General features: G+C 71.7%; 18 protein-coding genes and 1 pseudogene. 9 read left to right on the top strand and 10 right to left on the bottom strand.

The genetic code is table 11. The annotated features are described in order from the left end of the window. Positions 1-6: 6 nt before the first annotated feature. From GPA04_RS19875 to hisC, 3 genes are all read right to left on the bottom strand, one after another. A complete protein-coding gene (locus GPA04_RS19875) occupies positions 7-1,047 on the bottom strand; it encodes an alpha-ketoacid dehydrogenase subunit beta (RefSeq protein ID WP_156225949.1) in 1,041 nt (346 codons plus the stop codon). After that, positions 1,044-2,225 (bottom strand): pyruvate dehydrogenase (acetyl-transferring) E1 component subunit alpha, encoded by a 1,182-nt coding sequence (pdhA, locus tag GPA04_RS19870; RefSeq protein ID WP_194238974.1) that lies wholly within the window; start codon positions 2,223-2,225, stop codon positions 1,044-1,046. Before pdhA ends, GPA04_RS19875 begins: the two co-directional genes overlap by 4 nt. A gap of 108 nt (positions 2,226-2,333) precedes the next feature. Next, entirely contained in the window at positions 2,334-3,515 is a 1,182-nt protein-coding gene (gene hisC / locus GPA04_RS19865) for a histidinol-phosphate transaminase (protein ID WP_366465030.1), read from the bottom strand. 154 nt (positions 3,516-3,669) lie between these two features. Between hisC and GPA04_RS19860 the strand changes: the two genes are divergently transcribed. Beyond that, positions 3,670-4,083 carry a phage holin family protein gene (locus tag GPA04_RS19860; protein ID WP_156225947.1) on the top strand — a complete coding sequence of 138 codons (414 nt, stop codon included), beginning with the start codon at positions 3,670-3,672 and terminating at the stop codon, positions 4,081-4,083. Positions 4,084-4,142: 59 nt separating this feature from the next. Here GPA04_RS19860 and GPA04_RS19855 read toward each other — a convergent pair whose 3' ends face one another. Beyond that, the gene (locus GPA04_RS19855; protein ID WP_156225946.1) at positions 4,143-5,546 is read right to left on the bottom strand and encodes a WXG100 family type VII secretion target; all 1,404 of its coding nucleotides are present in this window, start codon (positions 5,544-5,546) and stop codon (positions 4,143-4,145) included. Next, positions 5,543-5,797, bottom strand: coding sequence for a hypothetical protein (locus GPA04_RS19850; RefSeq protein ID WP_156225945.1), 255 nt, complete (start codon positions 5,795-5,797; stop codon positions 5,543-5,545). Before GPA04_RS19850 ends, GPA04_RS19855 begins: the two co-directional genes overlap by 4 nt. On the opposite strand from GPA04_RS19850, the pseudogene GPA04_RS21565 reads away from it, so the two are divergent. The 5 genes and pseudogenes from GPA04_RS21565 to purB all read left to right on the top strand — a co-directional run bounded on the left by GPA04_RS21565 (position 5,693) and on the right by purB (position 10,740). Further along, positions 5,693-6,456: pseudogene (locus tag GPA04_RS21565) on the top strand (low molecular weight protein-tyrosine-phosphatase). The gene GPA04_RS19850 and the pseudogene GPA04_RS21565 sit on opposite strands and share 105 nt — an antisense overlap. Positions 6,457-6,481: 25 nt before the next feature. Further along, positions 6,482-7,249, top strand: a complete 768-nt coding sequence (locus GPA04_RS19840; RefSeq protein ID WP_170299376.1) for a fructosamine kinase family protein — start codon at positions 6,482-6,484, stop codon at positions 7,247-7,249. A 54-nt stretch (positions 7,250-7,303) separates the two neighbouring features. Next, positions 7,304-7,705 carry a VOC family protein gene (locus GPA04_RS19835; RefSeq protein ID WP_156225943.1) on the top strand — a complete coding sequence of 134 codons (402 nt, stop codon included), beginning with the start codon at positions 7,304-7,306 and terminating at the stop codon, positions 7,703-7,705. A 211-nt stretch (positions 7,706-7,916) separates the two neighbouring features. After that, positions 7,917-9,125: an IS30 family transposase gene (locus tag GPA04_RS19830; protein WP_436277934.1), complete on the top strand. Its 1,209-nt coding sequence runs from the start codon at positions 7,917-7,919 to the stop codon at positions 9,123-9,125. A gap of 181 nt (positions 9,126-9,306) precedes the next feature. Beyond that, entirely contained in the window at positions 9,307-10,740 is a 1,434-nt protein-coding gene (purB, locus tag GPA04_RS19825) for an adenylosuccinate lyase (protein ID WP_436277933.1), read from the top strand. Positions 10,741-10,742: 2 nt separating this feature from the next. Here purB and GPA04_RS19820 read toward each other — a convergent pair whose 3' ends face one another. The 3 genes from GPA04_RS19820 to GPA04_RS19810 are packed head-to-tail and all read right to left on the bottom strand — an operon-like array spanning position 10,743 to position 13,683. Beyond that, positions 10,743-11,594, bottom strand: coding sequence for a class I SAM-dependent methyltransferase (locus tag GPA04_RS19820; protein WP_206674295.1), 852 nt, complete (start codon positions 11,592-11,594; stop codon positions 10,743-10,745). A gap of 30 nt (positions 11,595-11,624) precedes the next feature. Beyond that, a complete protein-coding gene (locus GPA04_RS19815) occupies positions 11,625-12,557 on the bottom strand; it encodes a Ppx/GppA phosphatase family protein (protein WP_241680937.1) in 933 nt (310 codons plus the stop codon). Between the two features lie 31 nt (positions 12,558-12,588). Then, the gene (locus GPA04_RS19810; RefSeq protein WP_156225941.1) at positions 12,589-13,683 is read right to left on the bottom strand and encodes a DUF2330 domain-containing protein; all 1,095 of its coding nucleotides are present in this window, start codon (positions 13,681-13,683) and stop codon (positions 12,589-12,591) included. Between the two features lie 159 nt (positions 13,684-13,842). Between GPA04_RS19810 and GPA04_RS19805 the strand changes: the two genes are divergently transcribed. Genes GPA04_RS19805 through GPA04_RS19795 form a run of 3 tightly spaced genes read left to right on the top strand, consistent with a single transcriptional unit; the run spans position 13,843 to position 16,856 of the window. Next, the gene (locus tag GPA04_RS19805) at positions 13,843-14,148 is read left to right on the top strand and encodes a metal-sensitive transcriptional regulator (RefSeq protein WP_156225940.1); all 306 of its coding nucleotides are present in this window, start codon (positions 13,843-13,845) and stop codon (positions 14,146-14,148) included. 29 nt (positions 14,149-14,177) lie between these two features. After that, positions 14,178-14,411 carry a heavy-metal-associated domain-containing protein gene (locus GPA04_RS19800; RefSeq protein WP_156225939.1) on the top strand — a complete coding sequence of 78 codons (234 nt, stop codon included), beginning with the start codon at positions 14,178-14,180 and terminating at the stop codon, positions 14,409-14,411. Between the two features lie 36 nt (positions 14,412-14,447). Continuing rightward, the gene (locus GPA04_RS19795) at positions 14,448-16,856 is read left to right on the top strand and encodes a heavy metal translocating P-type ATPase (RefSeq protein ID WP_156225938.1); all 2,409 of its coding nucleotides are present in this window, start codon (positions 14,448-14,450) and stop codon (positions 16,854-16,856) included. A 61-nt stretch (positions 16,857-16,917) separates the two neighbouring features. Here the strand turns inward: GPA04_RS19795 and GPA04_RS19790 are convergent, their stop codons facing one another. Next, positions 16,918-17,277: an Hsp20/alpha crystallin family protein gene (locus GPA04_RS19790; protein ID WP_156225937.1), complete on the bottom strand. Its 360-nt coding sequence runs from the start codon at positions 17,275-17,277 to the stop codon at positions 16,918-16,920. A 115-nt stretch (positions 17,278-17,392) separates the two neighbouring features. Further along, positions 17,393-17,830, bottom strand: coding sequence for a YdeI/OmpD-associated family protein (locus tag GPA04_RS19785; RefSeq protein WP_156225936.1), 438 nt, complete (start codon positions 17,828-17,830; stop codon positions 17,393-17,395). Positions 17,831-17,845 lie beyond the last annotated feature (15 nt).

Below are 17,845 nucleotides of genomic sequence, written 5' to 3'. Positions count from 1 at the left end.
CGGTGCTCAGTATCCGAGGGTGGCGTCGACGGCGTCGAGCACCCGGTCCAGGCTAGGCAGGTACTCCTCCTCGATGTTCGCGACCGGGTACGGCGTGTGGAAACCGCCCACCCGCAGCACCGGGGCCTGCATCGAGTAGAAGCATCGCTCCGTCACGGCCGCCGCGAGCTCGGCGCCGGCTCCGAAGAACGTCGGCGCCTCGTGCACCACGACGAGCCGACCGGTCTTGGTGACCGACGTCGCGACGGTGTCGATGTCCAGCGGCGAGATCGATCGCAGGTCGATCACCTCGAGGCTGCGGCCCTCCTCGCCTGCGACGCGAGCCGCCGTGAGCGCGGTCCGGACGGTCGGGCCGTAGGCCGCGACCGTCACATCCGTGCCCGAGGTGAGCACACGCGCACGCTCCAGACCCGCCACACCGGGCGCGACGCCGTCGGGCCCCTCGATCAGCCCGAGAGCCGCGTCGTCGGCATGGGTGTCGATCTCCTCCTTGTCCCAGTACCGGGCCTTCGGCTCGAAGAACAGCACCGGGTCGGGGCTCGCGATCGCCTGCTGGATCATCGTGAAGGCTTCCGAGGGCGTCGACGGGGTCACCACGCGCAGGCCGGCGGTGTGCGCGAAAAGCGCCTCGGGCGACTCGCTGTGGTGCTCGACGGCCCCGATGCCGCCGCCGTAGGGGACGCGGATGACGATCGGCATCTCCACGCGACCGCCGCTGCGGTAGTGCACCTTGGCGAGCTGGGTCGTGATCTGGTCGAACGCGGGGAAGATGAAGCCGTCGAACTGGATCTCGCAGACCGGGCGATAACCGGCGAACGCGAGCCCGATGGCGGCCCCGACGATCCCCGACTCAGCGAGCGGGGTGTCCACGACGCGGGCGTCACCGAAGTCCTTCTGCAGCGCGTCGGTGACCCGGAACACGCCGCCGAGCGGCCCGATGTCCTCGCCCATCAGCATGACCTTGCTGTCGCGCTCCATCGCGCGGCGCAGGCCCAGGTTGATCGCCTTGGCCATCGCGACCCGTTCGAGCGTGGGCTGCGTCGTCATCGGGCCACCCCGTCCTCGAAGGAGGCCTGGTAGTCGCGGAACCACGCGCGGTCGCGCTCGATCTGGGAGTGCGGCGTCGCGTAGACGTGGTCGAACATCGACTCGGCGTCGGGCTTGTCGAGGGCGCGGCAGTAGCTCCGGGCGTCCTCGCCGAGCTGCTCGGCCTCGGCCTCGAGAGCGGTGAAGAAGTCCTCACCGGTGCCGATGCTCTCGAGGTGGGTGCGCAGCCGCGCGAGCGGGTCACGCTGCCGCCAGTGCTCCTCCTCGGCCCGGCTGCGGTAGCGGGTCGGGTCGTCGGAGGTCGTGTGCGCACCCATCCGGTAGGTGACGGCCTCGATGAAGGTCGGGCCACCGCCGCTGTGGGCACGCTCCAGGGCCTCGGCCATCACCGCGTAGCAGGCGATGACGTCGTTGCCGTCGACCCGCACCGAGGGGATGCCGAAGCCCTCACCCCGGTGCACCAGCGGGATCCGGCTCTGCTTGGCGGCCGGCACGGAGATCGCCCACTGGTTGTTCTGGCAGAAGAAGATCACGGGGGCCGAGACGGCAGCGGCGAACACCATGCCCTCGCTCACGTCGCCCTGCGAGGTGGCGCCGTCACCGAAGTACGCCACGACCGCTCGGTCACGATCGCGGTCGCCGGTACCGACGTCGCCGTCGCGCTGGATGCCCATGCCGTACCCGGCGGCGTGCAGGGCGTGCGAGCCGATCACGAGAGTCGGCACGTTGTAGTTGTGCGCGCGGGCGTCCCAGCCACCGTGCTCACGACCGCGGTACAGCAGCAGCAGCTGGCGCATGTCGACGCCCCGGACCCACGCGACGCCGTGCTCGCGGTAGGAGGGGAACACGAAGTCCTGAGGCCGCAGCGCCCGGGCGGAGCCGACCTGAGCCGCCTCCTGCCCCAGGCACGGCGGCCACAGCCCGAGCTCGCCCTGCCGCTGCAGCGAGGTCGCCTCGGTGTCGAAGCGGCGGGTCAGGGCCATGTCCCGGTAGAGGCCCTCGAGCGCCGCGCGGTCGAGGTGGTCCGCGCGGGCCGAGTAGACCGCGTCCGTGATCCGTTCGCCGGTGGGCGAGAGCAGCTGCACGGTGTGGTCCGGCGAACCGGACCCAGTATCGGGATGGTGTGATCCGACAGTGTCGCTGTAGGGGGTCGCCCCGCTCGTGTCGGTGGTGATCACTTCCGGTCTCCTTCGAGGGGTGATGAGGGTGACGGGATGTCGTACCTACGCCAGCGTAGGCTACGGAAGCGTAGGTTCCATGTTGTTGTGCTGAACGACGCCGTGGCGTCAGCCTTGTAGGGATCCTCCAACTCTGATGGTGTCGCCGGCGTCGCTGCCGGCTCGCGCGACCCACCGTGCGGTGAGCTCCAGGACGATGTCGTTGGCCTCGGTCTCCCCGATGCTGACCCGCACGCCGTCGCCCTGGAACGGGCGCACGGTCACGCCCGCCGTGAGCGCGTCGGTGGCGAACGAGCCGGCCATGTCCCCCAGCGGCAGCCAGAAGAAGTTCCCCTGGGGGTCGCCGGTCTCCCAGCCCTGCTGCCGGAGCGCGGCGACCACGCGGTCACGCTCGGCGACGATCTCCTCGACGCGCTCCGCGACGAGCCGCTGCTGCCCGAGCGCAGCGAGCGCGGCGGCCTGGGCGAGCCCGTTGACGCCGAACGGGGTCGAGGCGGTCCGCAGGCTGCGCGCCAGCCGGCGGCGGGCGACGGCGTAGCCCACCCGCAGCCCCGCCAGCCCGTAGGCCTTGGCGAAGGTACGCAGGATCACGAGGTTCTTGTGGTCGCTGAGCAGGGCGAAGGAGTCGATCGGATCGGCAGACCGCACGAAGTGGGTGTAGGCCTCGTCGAGCAGCACCATGACGTTGCTCGGGACCTTGTCGAGGAACGCGAGGAGCTCGGTCTGCGTGATCGCGGCACCGGTCGGGTTGTTGGGGGTGCACAGGATCACGATGCGGGTGCGGTCGGTGATCGCTGCCGCCATCGCCTCGAGGTCGTGGCGGCCGTCGGGCGAGTTCGGGACCTGCACCGAGGTGGCGCCGGCGACCTGCACCAGGATCGGGTACGCCTCGAACGAGCGCCACGCGTAGACGATCTCGTCGCCGGGTTCGCACATGGCTCGGATGATCAGCTCGGCGACGGCGACCGACCCGTTGCCGACGACGACCCGGTCCGCCGGCTGGCCGTGGTGCGCCGCGATCGCCTCGGCGAGCCGGTCCGCGTACATGAGGGGGTACCGGTTGACGTCCTCGGCCGCGTCCGCGATCGCCGTCAGCACGGCGGGCAGCGGCGGGAACGGCGCCTCGTTCGAGGACAGCTTGTAGACACCCGGGCTCGACCCGGCCGCTCCCGGCACGTATGCCGGCAACGTCTCGAGCGACTCGCGCAGTCGCACTGACGGCCGCTCCGCAACCGACGACGGCTTCTCTGCCTCGTCGAGCTCGGACGGACCAGGGATGCCCATCGCCATCCCCTCAGCATGCCACCCCCGCCCCCCTTCCGGTTTCAACACGATTCCGTCCACCTCCGGGTTTCAACACGATTCTGTTCAGGCGTTCCGACGACTGCGCTCAGCCTGGCGAGGGTCGTGTCGCACTCACGACGGCGGATGGCAAGATCTGAGGATGCTCCGCTTCATCCTCAAGGTCCTCATCAACGGCGTCGCGATCTGGCTGGCCTCCCTGTGGATCGGCGGGATCGACATCGTGGCGGGTTCCGACGCACCGGAGACGGGTGAACCGGTGCTCAACACGGTCATCGTGGTGGCGGTCGTCGCCCTGATCTTCACGCTGGTGAACGCGATCGTGAAGCCGATCGTGAAGATGCTCGCGCTCCCGCTCTACCTGCTGACGCTCGGCCTGTTCTTCCTCGTGGTGAACGCACTGATGCTGATGCTGACGAGCTGGATCAGCGGCCAGACGAGCTTCGGACTGACGGTCGACGGCTTCTGGACCGCCGTCCTCGGCGCGCTCGTCATCTCGATCATCTCGCTGGTGCTGTCGGTCATCCTCCCGGACGGGGAGCGCAAGACGAGGTAGTCCGACGTGCACGGAATCCTGTTGAAAGCGGGGTGTGCACGGAATCGTGTTGAAAGCGGTCAGGGGACGCGGGCGCCCTGGTAGTAGCTGCTGGTCGCCGTGGCGTCGGGGTCGAGGACCGAGCCCACGGTGGTGAGATAGTCGAGCACAGCGCCGTCGTCGGAGGCGTCGACGAGGCGGGCGGTGTCGGCATACGTCGGGGTGTCGTGGGAACCGCCGGGGTGCCAGACGCCGTTGGCATCGGCGTCGATCGAGCTCGTGAGGGTGCGCTCGACCGTCGTCCAGCTCTCCGAGACCGGGTTGGCCGTGTTGTCGGCACCCGGGGTGGGGTCCTCAACGTGCTCGAGGCTGAGCACCTCGGTGCCGGCGGGCGCGTCGAGCAGGCCCACGGGCGCGCCGACGGTCAGCACCCCGCTGACCTCGTACTCCTCGGCGACGGCGTTCGCCGCGTTGAGCGCGACCATCCCACCCTGGGAGTGGCCCGCCAGGACGACGGGCTGCCCGGGGCGGATCCCCGCCAGCCGCATCGCCTGCACCACCATCGCGGTCGCACCGGTGACGTCACCGATCATCGCTCCCGGGTTGCCGGCCCAGTCGAAGGGCTGCTCACCGACCAGCTCTCCTTGCGTGCCGGGCACCAGCACCAGCCAGGACTCCCGCCCATCGGCGCCGACCACGCGGTCGATCCTCACCGTCCCGGAGGAGACCTGCCCGTTGTCCGGGTACAGCCCGTCGATCGCGGTCACCACCCCTTCGAGGTCGCCGATCGCGCCGTGCTCCTCGACCCCCGAGCCCGCACCTGGCGCTCCGACCCCCGGCGGGTTCACCTGCTCCACGCGCACCCGGTGCGAGACCACCAGCCCGATCGCGTCGGCGACCATCCGGGTCACGGTCGGGATCGGGCGGTTCAGCCCGGTCAGCCCCCACAGCGTCTCCTCGACGAGCATGCCCACCCCGTGCCGCGTGGGAAACGCCTGACCGTGGGCCCAGGCGTCGAACCAGGCCGCCTGCCAGGCGACCCCGATGTGCACCCACGCAGCGGGTGTCCACGCAGGTGCCAGCGGCCGAGGGATCCGCCAGATCCGCGCCTCGTTGGCCGCTTCGGCCTCGTCGTAGCGCTGCGCCGTGTCGTCGAGCCGGTCCGCCAAATCTTCGAGCTCGACGGCCCGCCGTTCGCCGTCGGCGACCGAGAGCCAGCCCTCCGCCATGGCGGCGGGACCGCTCGAGGTGAGCTGCGCCGTCGCCGACACGCCGTACAAGGCGACCCGTAAGGACTGCGCTGCGGCACGGACCCGCCCGGCGAGCGTCCGCAGCCGCGTGGCGCACGCGCGGATGTCGATCGTGCTGACGTCGAGGTCGACCGCGCTGCCGATCCCCTGCCCGAAGATGTCCAGCTCGCGATCGGACTGGAGCCCCTCGCCGCTGGCCGGCGAGCCATCGATCACCGGCGCCCCGCCGCTCATACGGCCGCCATCCCACCGCCCGCGAGCGCAGCCCTGACCGCCGCCGCCTCCTGCTCGTGCCGGTGCACGAGCCGCGCCACCCCGCGGATCCGCTCCCCGTACATCCCCAGCCCGGCGGCCAGGTTCGTCGCGCTCTGCTGGTACCGATGCGCTGCCCGCCCGGTCCAGTGCTCGGGCACCGCTCCACGGAGCGCTGCCGACACCTCCTCGACCTGCCCCGCCACCACCGACACCACCGCCGCATGCCCCATGCCACCCCTCCTTCGTCGCTCTGTCCGGTTCAGGACGCTAGGTGCCGCGAGGCGCCGGCCGCCCGCTCCCCGAGGGGTGCTGTGGACAGGGGGACATCAGCCCGCCCCTGTGGACAGCCGACGCCCGGCAACGGTGTGACAATGGCTGGCATGGCCGAGGACTACTCGATCTGTGTCGTGTGCAGCGGAAACATCTGTCGCTCCCCTCTGGGCGCGGCCGTCCTGACGGACGCGCTCGCCCGTGCCGGGCTCGAGGAGCGGGTGTCGGTGTGCTCTGCGGGGACCGGAAGCTGGCACGTGGGTGAAGGCGCGGACCACCGCGCCTGCGCCGTCGCGCCAGCCACGGGCTCGACCTCGCGGAGCACAAGGCGGGCGTGTTCGCGCCCGACCACTTCGCGCGTGTGGACCTCGTCCTCGCGCTCGACTCCGGTCACCTGCGCTCCCTGCGCGACCTCGCGCCCGACGACGCCGCTCGCGACAAGATCCGACTGATCCGCTCGTTCGACCCGGAGTCGGTCGCCGATGGCGACCTGGAGGTCGCCGACCCGTACTACGGCGACAAGCGCGACTTCGAGATCGCCTATCACCAGCTGGTCGCGGCGGCCGCGGGGATCGTCGAGCACGTCGAGCACCAGCTCCGGCGCAGCGTCCGCACCTGAGACCGGCGAGCTAGCGTGGGGCGGCGTGACGGTCTTCCGGAAGACACACTTCCCCACTCCTGACGCCGCCCTCTTCGAGGCCGCCGGGCTCGCCTGGCTCGGCGAGGTCGACGGCGGAGCTCGGGTCGCGCAGGTCGTCTCGGCTCAGCCCGGTCTGCTCGAGCTGGAGCTGATCGAGGAGGTCGGTGCCGAACCGGCGGCCGTTCGCGGGTTCGGGGAGGCGTTGGCACGCACGCACGCGGCGGGCGCGCCCGGCTACGGGTTCGTCCCGGGTGACACCCCGCTCTTCATGGGTCGCCTCGCGCTGGCGGCACCGGACCCGGCGCCGACGAGCTGGGGTGAGTTCTACGGCACCGAACGGGTGCTGCCCTACCTGCGTCGCGCCGTCGAGCAGGGACGGATCGGCGGCAGCGGCCAACGCACGATCCTGGTGGCGAGGCTGCTCGACGGCGACCTCGACCACCCGCAGCCCGCGCTCGTGGGCGACGGTGCGGCCCGACTGCACGGCGACCTGTGGAACGGGAACGTGCTGTGGCCGGCCGGCGGCGACGCGGTGCTGATCGACCCCACCGCTCACGGCGGCCACGCCGAGACCGACCTCGCCATGCTGGCGCTCTTCGGTGCTCCGCACCTGGTGGAGACCATCGCCGGGTACGACGCAACCTCACCGCTCGCCGACGGCTGGCGCGACCGGGTCGACCTGCACCAGCTCAACCCGCTGCTGGTCCACACCGTGCTGTTCGGCGGCAGCTACGCCGCGGCGGCCATCGCGGCTGCCGCCCCCTACGCCTGAACCCGTGCGTTCTCGTCGCGTGCGCGAGGTCCGTGATCACCAGCAGGAGCCGCCATGGCCAACCCGGTGCACCACATCGAGCTGTGGACCCACGACCTCGCCACTGCCGAGCCCGGCTGGCACTGGTTGCTGGACTCGCTCGGGTGGGAGCGCGAGCTGGTCGAGGGCTGGCCGAACGGCCGGATCTGGCGGCACGCGAGCGGTGTGTACGTGGTGCTGGAGGCGTCGGCCGCGGTGATCGGGGACCGGCACGACCGGTTGGCGCCCGGGCTGAACCACCTCGCCCTGCGCACGGGCGACCGCGCCGGCCTGGACGCCTTGCGCGCCGCCGCGCCCGCGCACGGCTGGTCGGAGCTGTTCACGGACAAGTACCCGCACGCCGGCGGCCCCGACCACACGGCGCTGTATCTCGAGAACGCCGAGGGCTTCGAGGTCGAGCTCGTCGTGGACTCGTAGCGGCGGCGTGGGCTGTTCCGGGGGTTCGCTCTCCCGGCTGTGGCGGTGAGATAGCGCCCACCCGGCCGCAGCGGCGGTGAGATAGCGCCCACCCGACCGCAGCGGCGGTGAGTTAACGCCCACGCGACCGCAGCGGCGGTGAGATAGCGCCCACGCGACGACACTGGGTTCAAGGGTTCGATGCAACACCTGAGTGTTGAGGGGTGTTGTGATGCCGACTGGTCGTCCTCATTCGGTGGCGCTTCGTCGCCGGTTCTGGGAGCAGATTCGTGCAGGGGCCTGGCCGCGGGAGGCGGCAGCGGCGGTGGGCGTGTCGCATCAGACCGCTAAGGAGTGGTACCGGAAGGCTGGCGGTGTGATGCCACCGGTAGTGGAGCCAGGTAGACGGCGTCCGCGGTTGAGTTTCGAGCAGCGGGAAGAGCTCGCGATCCTGCTGGCTCAAGGCGTTCATCCAGCGCAGATTGCCCGTCAGGTCGGCTGTCACCGGTCCACGATCGGGCGGGAGATCGCGGCGAACTCGACCCGGCCCACCGATGGGCATCGGCCCTGCTATCGGGCCTCCTCAGCGCACAAGCGTTCGCAGTGGAAGGCCCGCCGGGCCGGTCGCCTGCCGACGAAGCTAGCCTCGGACAACCGGTTACAGAGGGTGGTGCAGGAGCAGTTGGAGCAGGAGCACAGCCCTGAGCAGATCAGCGCCCGGCTCAAGGTCGACTATCCCCACGATGATTCGATGCGGATCAGTCACGAGGCGATCTATCAGGCCCTGTATGTCCAGGGCCGCGGTGGCCTGGCCCGTGATCTGCATAAACGTCTGCGGACCGGGCGGGCGCTGCGCAAGACCCGTCGGGCCGTGCGGCAGCGGGATCGGCGCATCGTGGGCATGGTCAACATCAGCGAACGGCCTCCCGAGGTCGAAGACCGCGCGGTGCCGGGGCACTGGGAAGGGGACCTGATCACCGGGCAGGAGAACAAGACCGCGATCGGGACCCTGGTCGAACGGGCCACCGGATTCGTGATGCTGCTACACCTGCCCGATGACCACGGCGCTGACGCGATCCAGCAGGCCATGGTGGCGGCGATGGCCCAGCTGCCGGCCACGCTGCGGCGCACGCTGACCTGGGACCAGGGCATCGAGATGGCCAACCACGTCCAGATCGCGGCAGCGACCGACCTGGACATCTACTTCTGCGACCCCCACTCACCCTGGCAACGCGGCAGCAACGAGAACACCAACGGGCTCCTGCGCCAGTACTTCCCCAAGAGCGCCGACTTGTCCATCTTCGCCCCCGACTACCTCGACCACGTCGCCACCAAGCTCAACCGCCGCCCCCGGAAACGCCTCGCCTGGCGCACCCCCGCCGAAGCCCTCGACCAACTACTCTCCGAACCGTCCGATCCATCTGTTGCATCGACCGGTTGAATCCGCCGACCGCACGTGGGCGCTAACCCACCGCCCCCTGCGGGAGGTGGGCGCAAACTCACCGCTCCCCACGGGAGGTGGGCGCAAGCTCACCCGCCCCCGCGACCCGGCCACCCGCCGGTGGTGCGCACCGCAGTCAGCAGGTCCCCGAAGGTCCGGGCGACCTGGGAGGATGAGGCACGTGACATCGCGCATCTCGTTCGCCGCCCTCGAACCGCCGATCGCTCTCGGGCCTCTCGACGGTCGCTACCGCGCCGCGGTGGCACCGCTGGTGGACCACCTGAGCGAGGCCGCGCTCAACCGCGCCCGCCTGCAGGTCGAGGTCGAGTGGCTGATCCACCTCACCTCCCGCGGCGTGCTCCCGGGCGCCCCCACGCTCTCCGAGGCCGAGATCGCCTACCTGCGTGAGGTCGTCACCACGTTCGGCGCGGCGGAGATCGCTGAGCTGGCGGAGATCGAGGCGGAGACCCGCCACGACGTCAAGGCGATCGAGTACTTCCTCAAGCGTCGCCTCGCCGCCGCGGCCGAGACCGTCGGTCCCGACACCGCGCTGACCGGGGTCGGCGAGATCGTCCACATCTTCTGCACGAGCGAGGACATCAACAACCTCAGCTACGCGCTCACGGTGAGGGACGCCGTCGGGCAGGTGTGGCTGCCGGCGGCGACCGGGCTGGTCGAGGACATCGCGGCCATGGCGCGCGCCAATGCCGACGTGCCGATGCTCTCCCGCACGCACGGCCAGGCGGCCACGCCGACCACCCTCGGCAAGGAGCTCGCGGTGCTCGCGCACCGGCTCGACCGTCAGATCGGGCGCATCACGAAGGCCGAGTTCCTCGGCAAGATCAACGGTGCGACCGGAACCTACGGCGCCCACGCGATCTCCATCCCGGAGGTGGACTGGGAGGCCGAGGCGCAGGCGTTCGTCGAGGGGCTGGGTCTGACCTGGAACCCGCTGACCACCCAGATCGAGAGCCACGACTGGCAGGCCGAGCTGTACGCCGACGTCGCGCGCTTCAACCGCGTGCTGCACAACCTCGCCACCGACGTCTGGACCTACATCTCGCTCGGCTACTTCGCGCAGCGGCTGAGCGCGCAGGGCTCCACCGGTTCCTCGACGATGCCGCACAAGGTCAACCCGATCCGGTTCGAGAACGCCGAGGCGAACCTCGAGATCTCGTGCGCGCTGCTGGACACGCTGTCCTCGACGCTGGTCACCTCGCGGCTGCAGCGCGACCTCACCGACTCCACGACGCAGCGCAACATCGGTGTCGCGTTCGGCCACTCGCTGCTCGCGATCGACAACGTCCGCCGCGGGCTGGCGGGTCTGGACGTCGACGCCGCCGCGATGGAGCGTGACCTCGACGCCAACTGGGAGGTCCTCGGCGAGGCGGTGCAGTCCGCGATGCGCGCGCTGCAGGTCGCGGGCGTCCAGGGCATGGCGGACCCGTACGAGCGGCTCAAGGAGCTCACCCGCGGCCGTCGCGTCGACGCCGAGGGCATGCGTGCGTTCATCACCGGTCTCGGACTTCCCGACGGCGTCCGGGAGCGCCTCCTGGCCCTCTCACCCGCCGGGTACACGGGTATCGCGGCGCGCCTGGTCCGCCACCTCGGCTGACCTCAGGCGGTCGCGGTGACCACCCACACGGCGCCGGGAATCCGTACGACGCCGTCGACCCTCGCCGCCCGGATCTCCTCACGGGCCGCCTCGAGGAGCGCGGCCCACTCGGCGTCCGGCATCCTCGGACGCAGCTGCGCGGTCGCGATGCGCCCCGTGCCGCTGGCGAGCGTGACCGCCAACCGTTCCTCGACGCCGTCGCTGCCGTCGAGCCCGTAGTCGAGCGTCACGTCCAGGGGCGAGATCTCGACGGCGGTCCACCCGGCTCCCTCGAGCACCCCTCGGGTGCGGGTCGGGTCGGCGAGGGCGGTCGGGCCGGGTGCACCGGGTGCGGGCGAGGGCACCTCGATGCGCTCGAGCAGCGGCCCGCTGCCCAGGGTGAAGACCGGGTTCTCCTCGGCCGAGCGCCACACCGCCGCCGCGAGGCGCCCACCGGGCGAGGTGGCGGCACGGATGTTGCCGAACGCCGCCGTCGGGTCCGAGAAGAACATGACGCCGAACCGGGAGACCACCCGGTCGAAGGCGGGACCGCCGCCTGCGAGCGCGAGGAGGTCATCCGTCTGCGCGTCACCCACCGCGACGAGCGCCCCGGGGACCCGGGCCTGTGCGGCCTCGGCCATGCCGGGCGCGATGTCGACCCCCACGGCGTCCGCCCCGCGCTCCACCGCGGCCGCCAGCAGCGTGCCGGAGCCGCAACCCACGTCGAGGACACGCAGCGTCGGCCCCAGCTGAGCCGCCTCCAGCACCGCCCCGGTCACCGGGACGAACGCGTGGTCGACGATCCGCTCGTTCGCGACCCAGCCGCTCGCGCTCTCGGCCCAGCCGCGGCGCATCTCCTCGTTGGGCTCGGCCATGGCCATCATTCTGCCGCTGGGACGGGCGCGCTACGAGCGGTCGAGGTGCCGCAGCAGCGCGCCCTCGCGCAGCGCCCACGGACTGATCTCGACCGTCTCGACACCCAGCCGCGCGAGCACTCGCTCGGCGACGACCGCGCCGGCCACGATCTGATAGGTCCGCTCGGGCGTGATCCCGGGCAGCTCGACACGCTGCTCGGCCGGGATGCGCGCGAGCCGCGGCACCCAGTCGGCGAGCTGCTCGGCGCTCATCCGCCAGCGGGGCTCGGGGCCGACGCCCGGCGTCCGCATCCCCGCGAGCCGGGCCAGCGAGCGGAACGTCTTCGAGCTCGCGACCACGTGGTCGGGAGCCGGCAGCTGTGCCATCCGGCCGACCAGCGGGTGCAGCTGCTCGTCGACCACCTCGACCAGCCGGGCGAGCTGACCCGGTGTCGGCGGGTCGTCCGGCAGCAGGTCGTGGGTGAGCCGGCCGGCGCCCAGCGGCAGCGAGACCGCCAGCTCGGGCTCCTCGTCGACGCCGGTCGCGATCTCCAACGACCCGCCGCCGATGTCGAGCACGAGCAGCCGCCCGGCCGCCCAGCCGTACCAGCGCCGCACCGCCAAGAACGTCAGGCGTGCCTCGTCGGGCCCGGACAGCACCTGCACGTCCAGACCGATCTGCTCCCGCAGCCGCGCGAGCACCGCCTCGCCGTTCGCCGCGTCGCGGATCGCCGAGGTCACCATCACGAGCAGCTCGTCGACCTTGGCCTTGCGCGCCCGTGCCATCGCTGCCGAGACGGCGGTGCTCAGGGCGCCGATCCCCGCCTCGGTGATCGCGCCCCCGTCGTCGACGTACCGCATCAGCCGCACCACGCTGCGGTCCGAGACCGAGGGCACGGGCATGCGCCCTCGCGTGGTGTCGAAGACGAGCAGGTGAACGGTGTTGGAGCCGATGTCGAGCACGCCGAGCCGACCGTTCGTCACCGGCACAGGCTAGCGGTGCGCCGGTGCCGCCTCAGGCGTGGGCGGCCTCTCGGCGGATCCGGCGCGAGCGGCGGCGCAGCCCGGAGGCCACGAGCACGCCGGTCAGGACCACCACCATCGCGATGAACGTCAGCGCCGGTCCCGCGGGGATGCCGGCGATCTCCCGCATCCGGGTCTCGTAGACACGCTCGCGATAGGCCTCGTCGTTCGGCGCCTGCCCGAAGGTGAAGTCGGAGACGATCTCCGCGCTCGGTTCCTGGAAGTACTGGTCCAGCACGGTCAGGTAGGAGCGCTCCGCGGCGATCGAGACGAGCGCGTCCGAGGTCATCGCCGTCGCCGGCACCTCACCCGCGAACCGCACGTCGAGCACACCGGCGTCCGCGGTCTCGTCCGTGCGCTGCATCCGGTGGTCGGAGAAGACGTAGGTGCGCACGAACTGCGAGGACGTCGCCGCCGCTGACAACCGCATCGGGTAGATCAGCTGCTGGGAGGCGAAGGTCAGGTCGAGCGGCTGCAGCGCGCCGCTGAGGCTATCGGCGTCGGTGGTCAGCCGGATCGCGATGTAGTACCAGCCCTCGGAGACGTAGGGCATCAAGGCGTCGGCGAGACCGTCGCGCATCACGTAGTTGTGGGAGTCGAGCCAGTCCGCGAGCTGGTCGGCATCGTTCGCGGCCAGGACGGTGACCTCGAGGTCACCGAGCTGCTGGGTGTCCAGAACCGAGACGGCGCCCGTCGGAGCTCCCTCGGGCGCCCCGCCCGCGCCGTCGCCGGAGCCGAACCCGAGGTCGGGCCACCACTCGTAGGTGACGACCTCCTCGGGCTTGATGACCTCCTCGAGCTCGCCGAACACCGTGGTCTCGGCCAGCGCGGCCTCGGCAGGTGACGGGGTCGGGATCAGCAGCGCCGCGTCGGTGCTCTGGGTGAGCGCCTCCATCGACAGCACCACGCGCTCGACCTCGCCGTCCCAGCTCAGCACGGCGTACTCGGCGCTGGCAGCGACGTCCTCGCCGTCGGCGGCCACGAAGCCGCCGCAACCGCAGGCCTGGGCGGCCGGCATCACCGTGACGCCCACCATCGCCGCGAGGGTGGTGGCGAGCGCCAGGCCAGCGAGCTTGAGCCGTCTCATACGGGTCAAACTAGGTGGGCCGATCGGCCCGTTCCGCCGTCGAGACCGAACCGAGACGTTCGCTCGGTGAATCGTGACCGAACCGTAGCCCAGCGCGCACGACCTCTTCACGGGAATACCCCGGGGGGGTATGCTGTTGCACGAAGCGAAGGAGGCACCATGACCGAGCACGAGCACGAGCCCCCGCCGGGCTACGAGGACGACAAGGCCGCCTACCTCAAGCGGCTGCGCCGCGTCGAGGGCCAGGTGCGCGGGATCGCGCGCATGGTCGAGGAGGACAAGTACTGCATCGACGTCCTCACCCAGATCTCCGCGGTCACCAAGGCGCTCCAGGCCGTGGGCCTCGGACTCCTCGACGACCACATGGCGCACTGCGTCGTCGACGCCGCCCGCACCTCGCCCGAGGCAGGCGCGGAGAAGGTCGCCGAGGCCTCCGCCGCGATCGCCCGCCTCGTCCGTTCCTGACCGCAGCACCCCACCCGAGGAGAGACACCATGGACAACACCGACCGCACCACCACCGTCGACGTCGAGGGCATGACCTGTGCCAACTGCGTCGCCCACGTGACCGAGGCTCTCGAAGGCGTCGACGGCGTCCTGAACGTCTCGATCGAGCTGCGCGCCGGCGAGGCCTCGCCGGTCACCGTCGTCAGCAACGCCCCGCTCGACGAGCAGTCCCTGCGCGCCGCCGTCGACGACGCCGGGTACAGCGTCGCCGGCATCCACTGATCCACCGCGGCACCGCCGCCCAGGAAGGAACACACCATGGCCACATCCCAGGTGCACGCCCAGCGTGAGGTCGAGCTCGCGATCGAGGGGATGACGTGCGCCAGCTGCGTCGCCCGGGTCGAGAAACGGCTCGGCGAGGTGGCCGGCGCGGAGGCGACCGTCAACCTGGCACTGGAGTCCGCTCACGTCGAGCTCGACGACGGCGTTCCCACCGAGGATCTTCTCGCCGCGGTCCGCAAGGCCGGTTACGACGCCCGGGTGACCCGCGACTCCGGCGCGATCGCGCAGCCGGCGCACGCCGGGCACCACGACCACGGGGCGCACGGGAGCCACGGGGCCCACGAGGCCGGCCAGCCGGGCCACGAGCACGCCGGTCACGACGAGACCGAGCACGCACTGTCCGGTCACGCGATGGCCCCCGGTCACGTGATGCTCGAGGGCGAGGACACCTCCGCCCCCACCGCCGACCGCGGCACCGAGCTGCGCAGGCGGCTGCGGGTCGCCGTCGTGCTGACACCGCCGGTGGTGCTGCTGTCGATGATCCCGGCCCTGCAGTTCACGGGGTGGCAGTGGGTCGTCGCGGCCCTCGCGCTGCCCGTGGCCACCTGGGCGGCGTGGCCGTTCCACCGGGCCGCGTTCCGTGCGGCGCGGCACCGCTCCTCGACGATGGACACGCTGGTCTCGATCGGCGTCATCGCCGCGACCCTCTGGTCGCTGTGGGCGCTGCTGCTCGGCGGTACGGGCGAGCTCGGGATGCGGATGCAGCCGAGCCTGCTGCCGCGCGCCGAGGACATGGGCCCGCCGGAGCTCTACTTCGAGGTGGCAGCGGTCGTGGTCACCTTCCTGCTCGCCGGGCGGTACGCCGAGCACCGGGCCCGGCGGCGCAGCGGCGACGCGCTCCGGGCGCTGCTGGACCTGGGCGCGAAGGATGTCGCGCTCGTCACCGAGCACCAGGGCGAGCGCACCGAGCGTCGCGTCCCGGTAAGCGAGCTCGCGGTCGGTGACCTGTTCGCCGTCCGCCCGGGCGAGAAGATCGCCACCGACGGCACGGTGGTCGAGGGCCGCTCCGCCGTCGACGCCTCGTTGGTGACCGGCGAGCCGGTACCGGTCGACGTGTCCGAGGGTGACGCGGTGACCGGCGCGACCCTCAACACCAGCGGTCACCTGCTGGTCCGCGCCGACAGGGTCGGCGAGGAGACCACGCTCGCCCAGATCGGCCGGCTCGTCACCCGCGCGCAGACCGGCAAGGCGCCCGTGCAGCGGATCGCCGACCAGATCTCGGCCTGGTTCGTGCCGATCGTCATCGTGCTGGCGCTCGGGACGCTCGCGGTGTGGCTGCTGCTCGCCGCGGAGGGCGGCCTGACCGGCGGTGAGGTGCAGAACGCGTTCACAGCCGCGGTCGCGGTGCTGATCATCGCCTGCCCGTGCGCCCTGGGTCTGGCGACGCCGACCGCGCTGCTGGCGGGCACCGGGCGCGGCGCCCAGCTGGGCATCGTCATCAAGGGCCCGGAGATCCTCGAGGCCACCCGTGGCATCGAGGTGGTCGTGCTGGACAAGACCGGCACGGTGACCGAGGGCCGGATGTCCGTGGTCGACGTGCTGCCCGTCCAGGGCACCGACGCGGCCGAGGTGCTGCGGCTGGCCGGCGCCGTGGAGGCGCGCAGCGAGCACCCGATCGCCGCGGCGATCGCGGCTGCGGCCCGCGCGGCAGGACCCCTCCCGGAGGCGTCAGACTTCTCCAACCACGCCGGGCGCGGCGTGAGCGCCGACGCGGAAGGCCACGAGGTCGCCGTCGGGCGTCCGGCGTGGCTCGCCGAGCGCGGCGCGGCGGGCGAGGCGCCTGAGGTGGCCGAGGGCACGGCGGTCGCGGTGGCCTGGGACGGCCAGGTGCGCGGCGTGATCGTCCTCGACGACGCGATCAAGGCGACGTCGGCCGAGGCGGTCGGGCAGCTGCGAGCCATGGGGATCGAGCCGGTGCTGCTCACCGGTGACGCCGAGGCCCCGGCGCGTGCGGTCGCTCGCGAGGTCGGCATCGACACGGTGATCGCGGGCGTGCTGCCCGAGGCCAAGGTCGCGGAGATCGAGCGGCTGCAGGCGCAGGGCAAGCGGGTCGCGATGGTCGGTGACGGCGTCAACGACGCCGCGGCGCTCGCCCAGGCCGATCTCGGACTGGCGATGGGCACCGGCACCGACGTGGCGATCGAGGCCAGCGACCTGACGCTGGTGCGTGGCGATCTGCGCACCGTGCCGCAGGCGATCACGCTGTCACGCTCGACCCTGCGGGTGATCAAGCAGAACCTGTTCTGGGCGTTCGCCTACAACGTGGCGGCGATCCCGCTCGCCGCGCTCGGGCTGCTGAACCCGATGATCGCCGGCCTGGCGATGGCGTTCAGCTCGGTGCTCGTGGTCGCCAACTCGCTGCGGCTGCGGCACGTCGGGCGGTAGCTCCCGGCGCAACGACGAAGGCCCGCACGCTCTCAGCGTGCGGGCCTTCCTCGTGCGTGCGTCAGGCAGCCTGCTCCATCGAGTCCTGCTCGACGGCGGAGCTGACCTGGGCGGTCGTCACCTCGACCTTGCGCGGCCGGGACTGCTCGGCGACCGGGACGGTCAGGGTGAGGACACCATCGGCGTAGGCGGCGGAGATGCGCTCGGCGTCGACGGTCTCGCCCAGCGTGAAGCGGCGGGCGAAGGTGCCGGCCGGGCGGCCGCGGACGAGCCAGCGCACGTCGCCCTCGGGGCGGGGGCGCTCGGCGCGGACGGTGAGGACGCGGCCGTCGACGTCCACGTCGATGCTCGCCGGGCTCACGCCGGGCAGGTCGATCGTGGCGACGAAGGCCTCGTCGGTGCGGTAGAGGTCAAGAGCCATGGGAAAACCACCTTCGGGTTCGGTCGAGCCGCCCTTGCTGGCGGCTTGCGCTACACCAGGTGCAACGCCGAACCATGCCCAAAGTTGAGCGTGGTTCACTCAAGGCGAACGAGGCTCAGCCACGGAGGTCGGCGATCACCTTCGCCACCCGCCGGGCACGGGTGTCCTCGCCCTTGGCCTGCCCGATCGGCTCGGCGAGGCGACGCTGGTTCGAGTAGGACAGCGCGCGCCACGCCTCGATGAGCGCAGGTTCGGCGGCGAGCGCGTCCGCGAGCTCGGGCGGGAGCTCGACCACGCGCGGCGCGGTGTCCAGCTCAAGCTCGACCTCGTAGGAGCTCCCCGGCGTCACCCCGGCCGGCTCGCGGTGCGCGATCGCGACCCCGACCCAGTACTCGCCACCCATCGGCGCCACCGACGTGCGGTAGCCGTAGCCGTTCAGCGTGACGTTGACCTTGGGCCGCTTGCCGCCGCCGAGCGCCGTGACGACCTCCTCCGGCACCCGGAACCCCGCCGTGTTCCCGCTTCCGCTCTCCAGCTCTGCTGTGAACCTCATCCGTCGATCATCACA

Source organism: Pseudactinotalea suaedae, assembly GCF_009733815.1.
Lineage (GTDB): Bacteria > Actinomycetota > Actinomycetes > Actinomycetales > Beutenbergiaceae > Pseudactinotalea > Pseudactinotalea suaedae.
The sequence above is the reverse complement of the archived record's forward strand: the minus strand, read 5'-3'. Positions and strand labels throughout refer to the sequence as shown.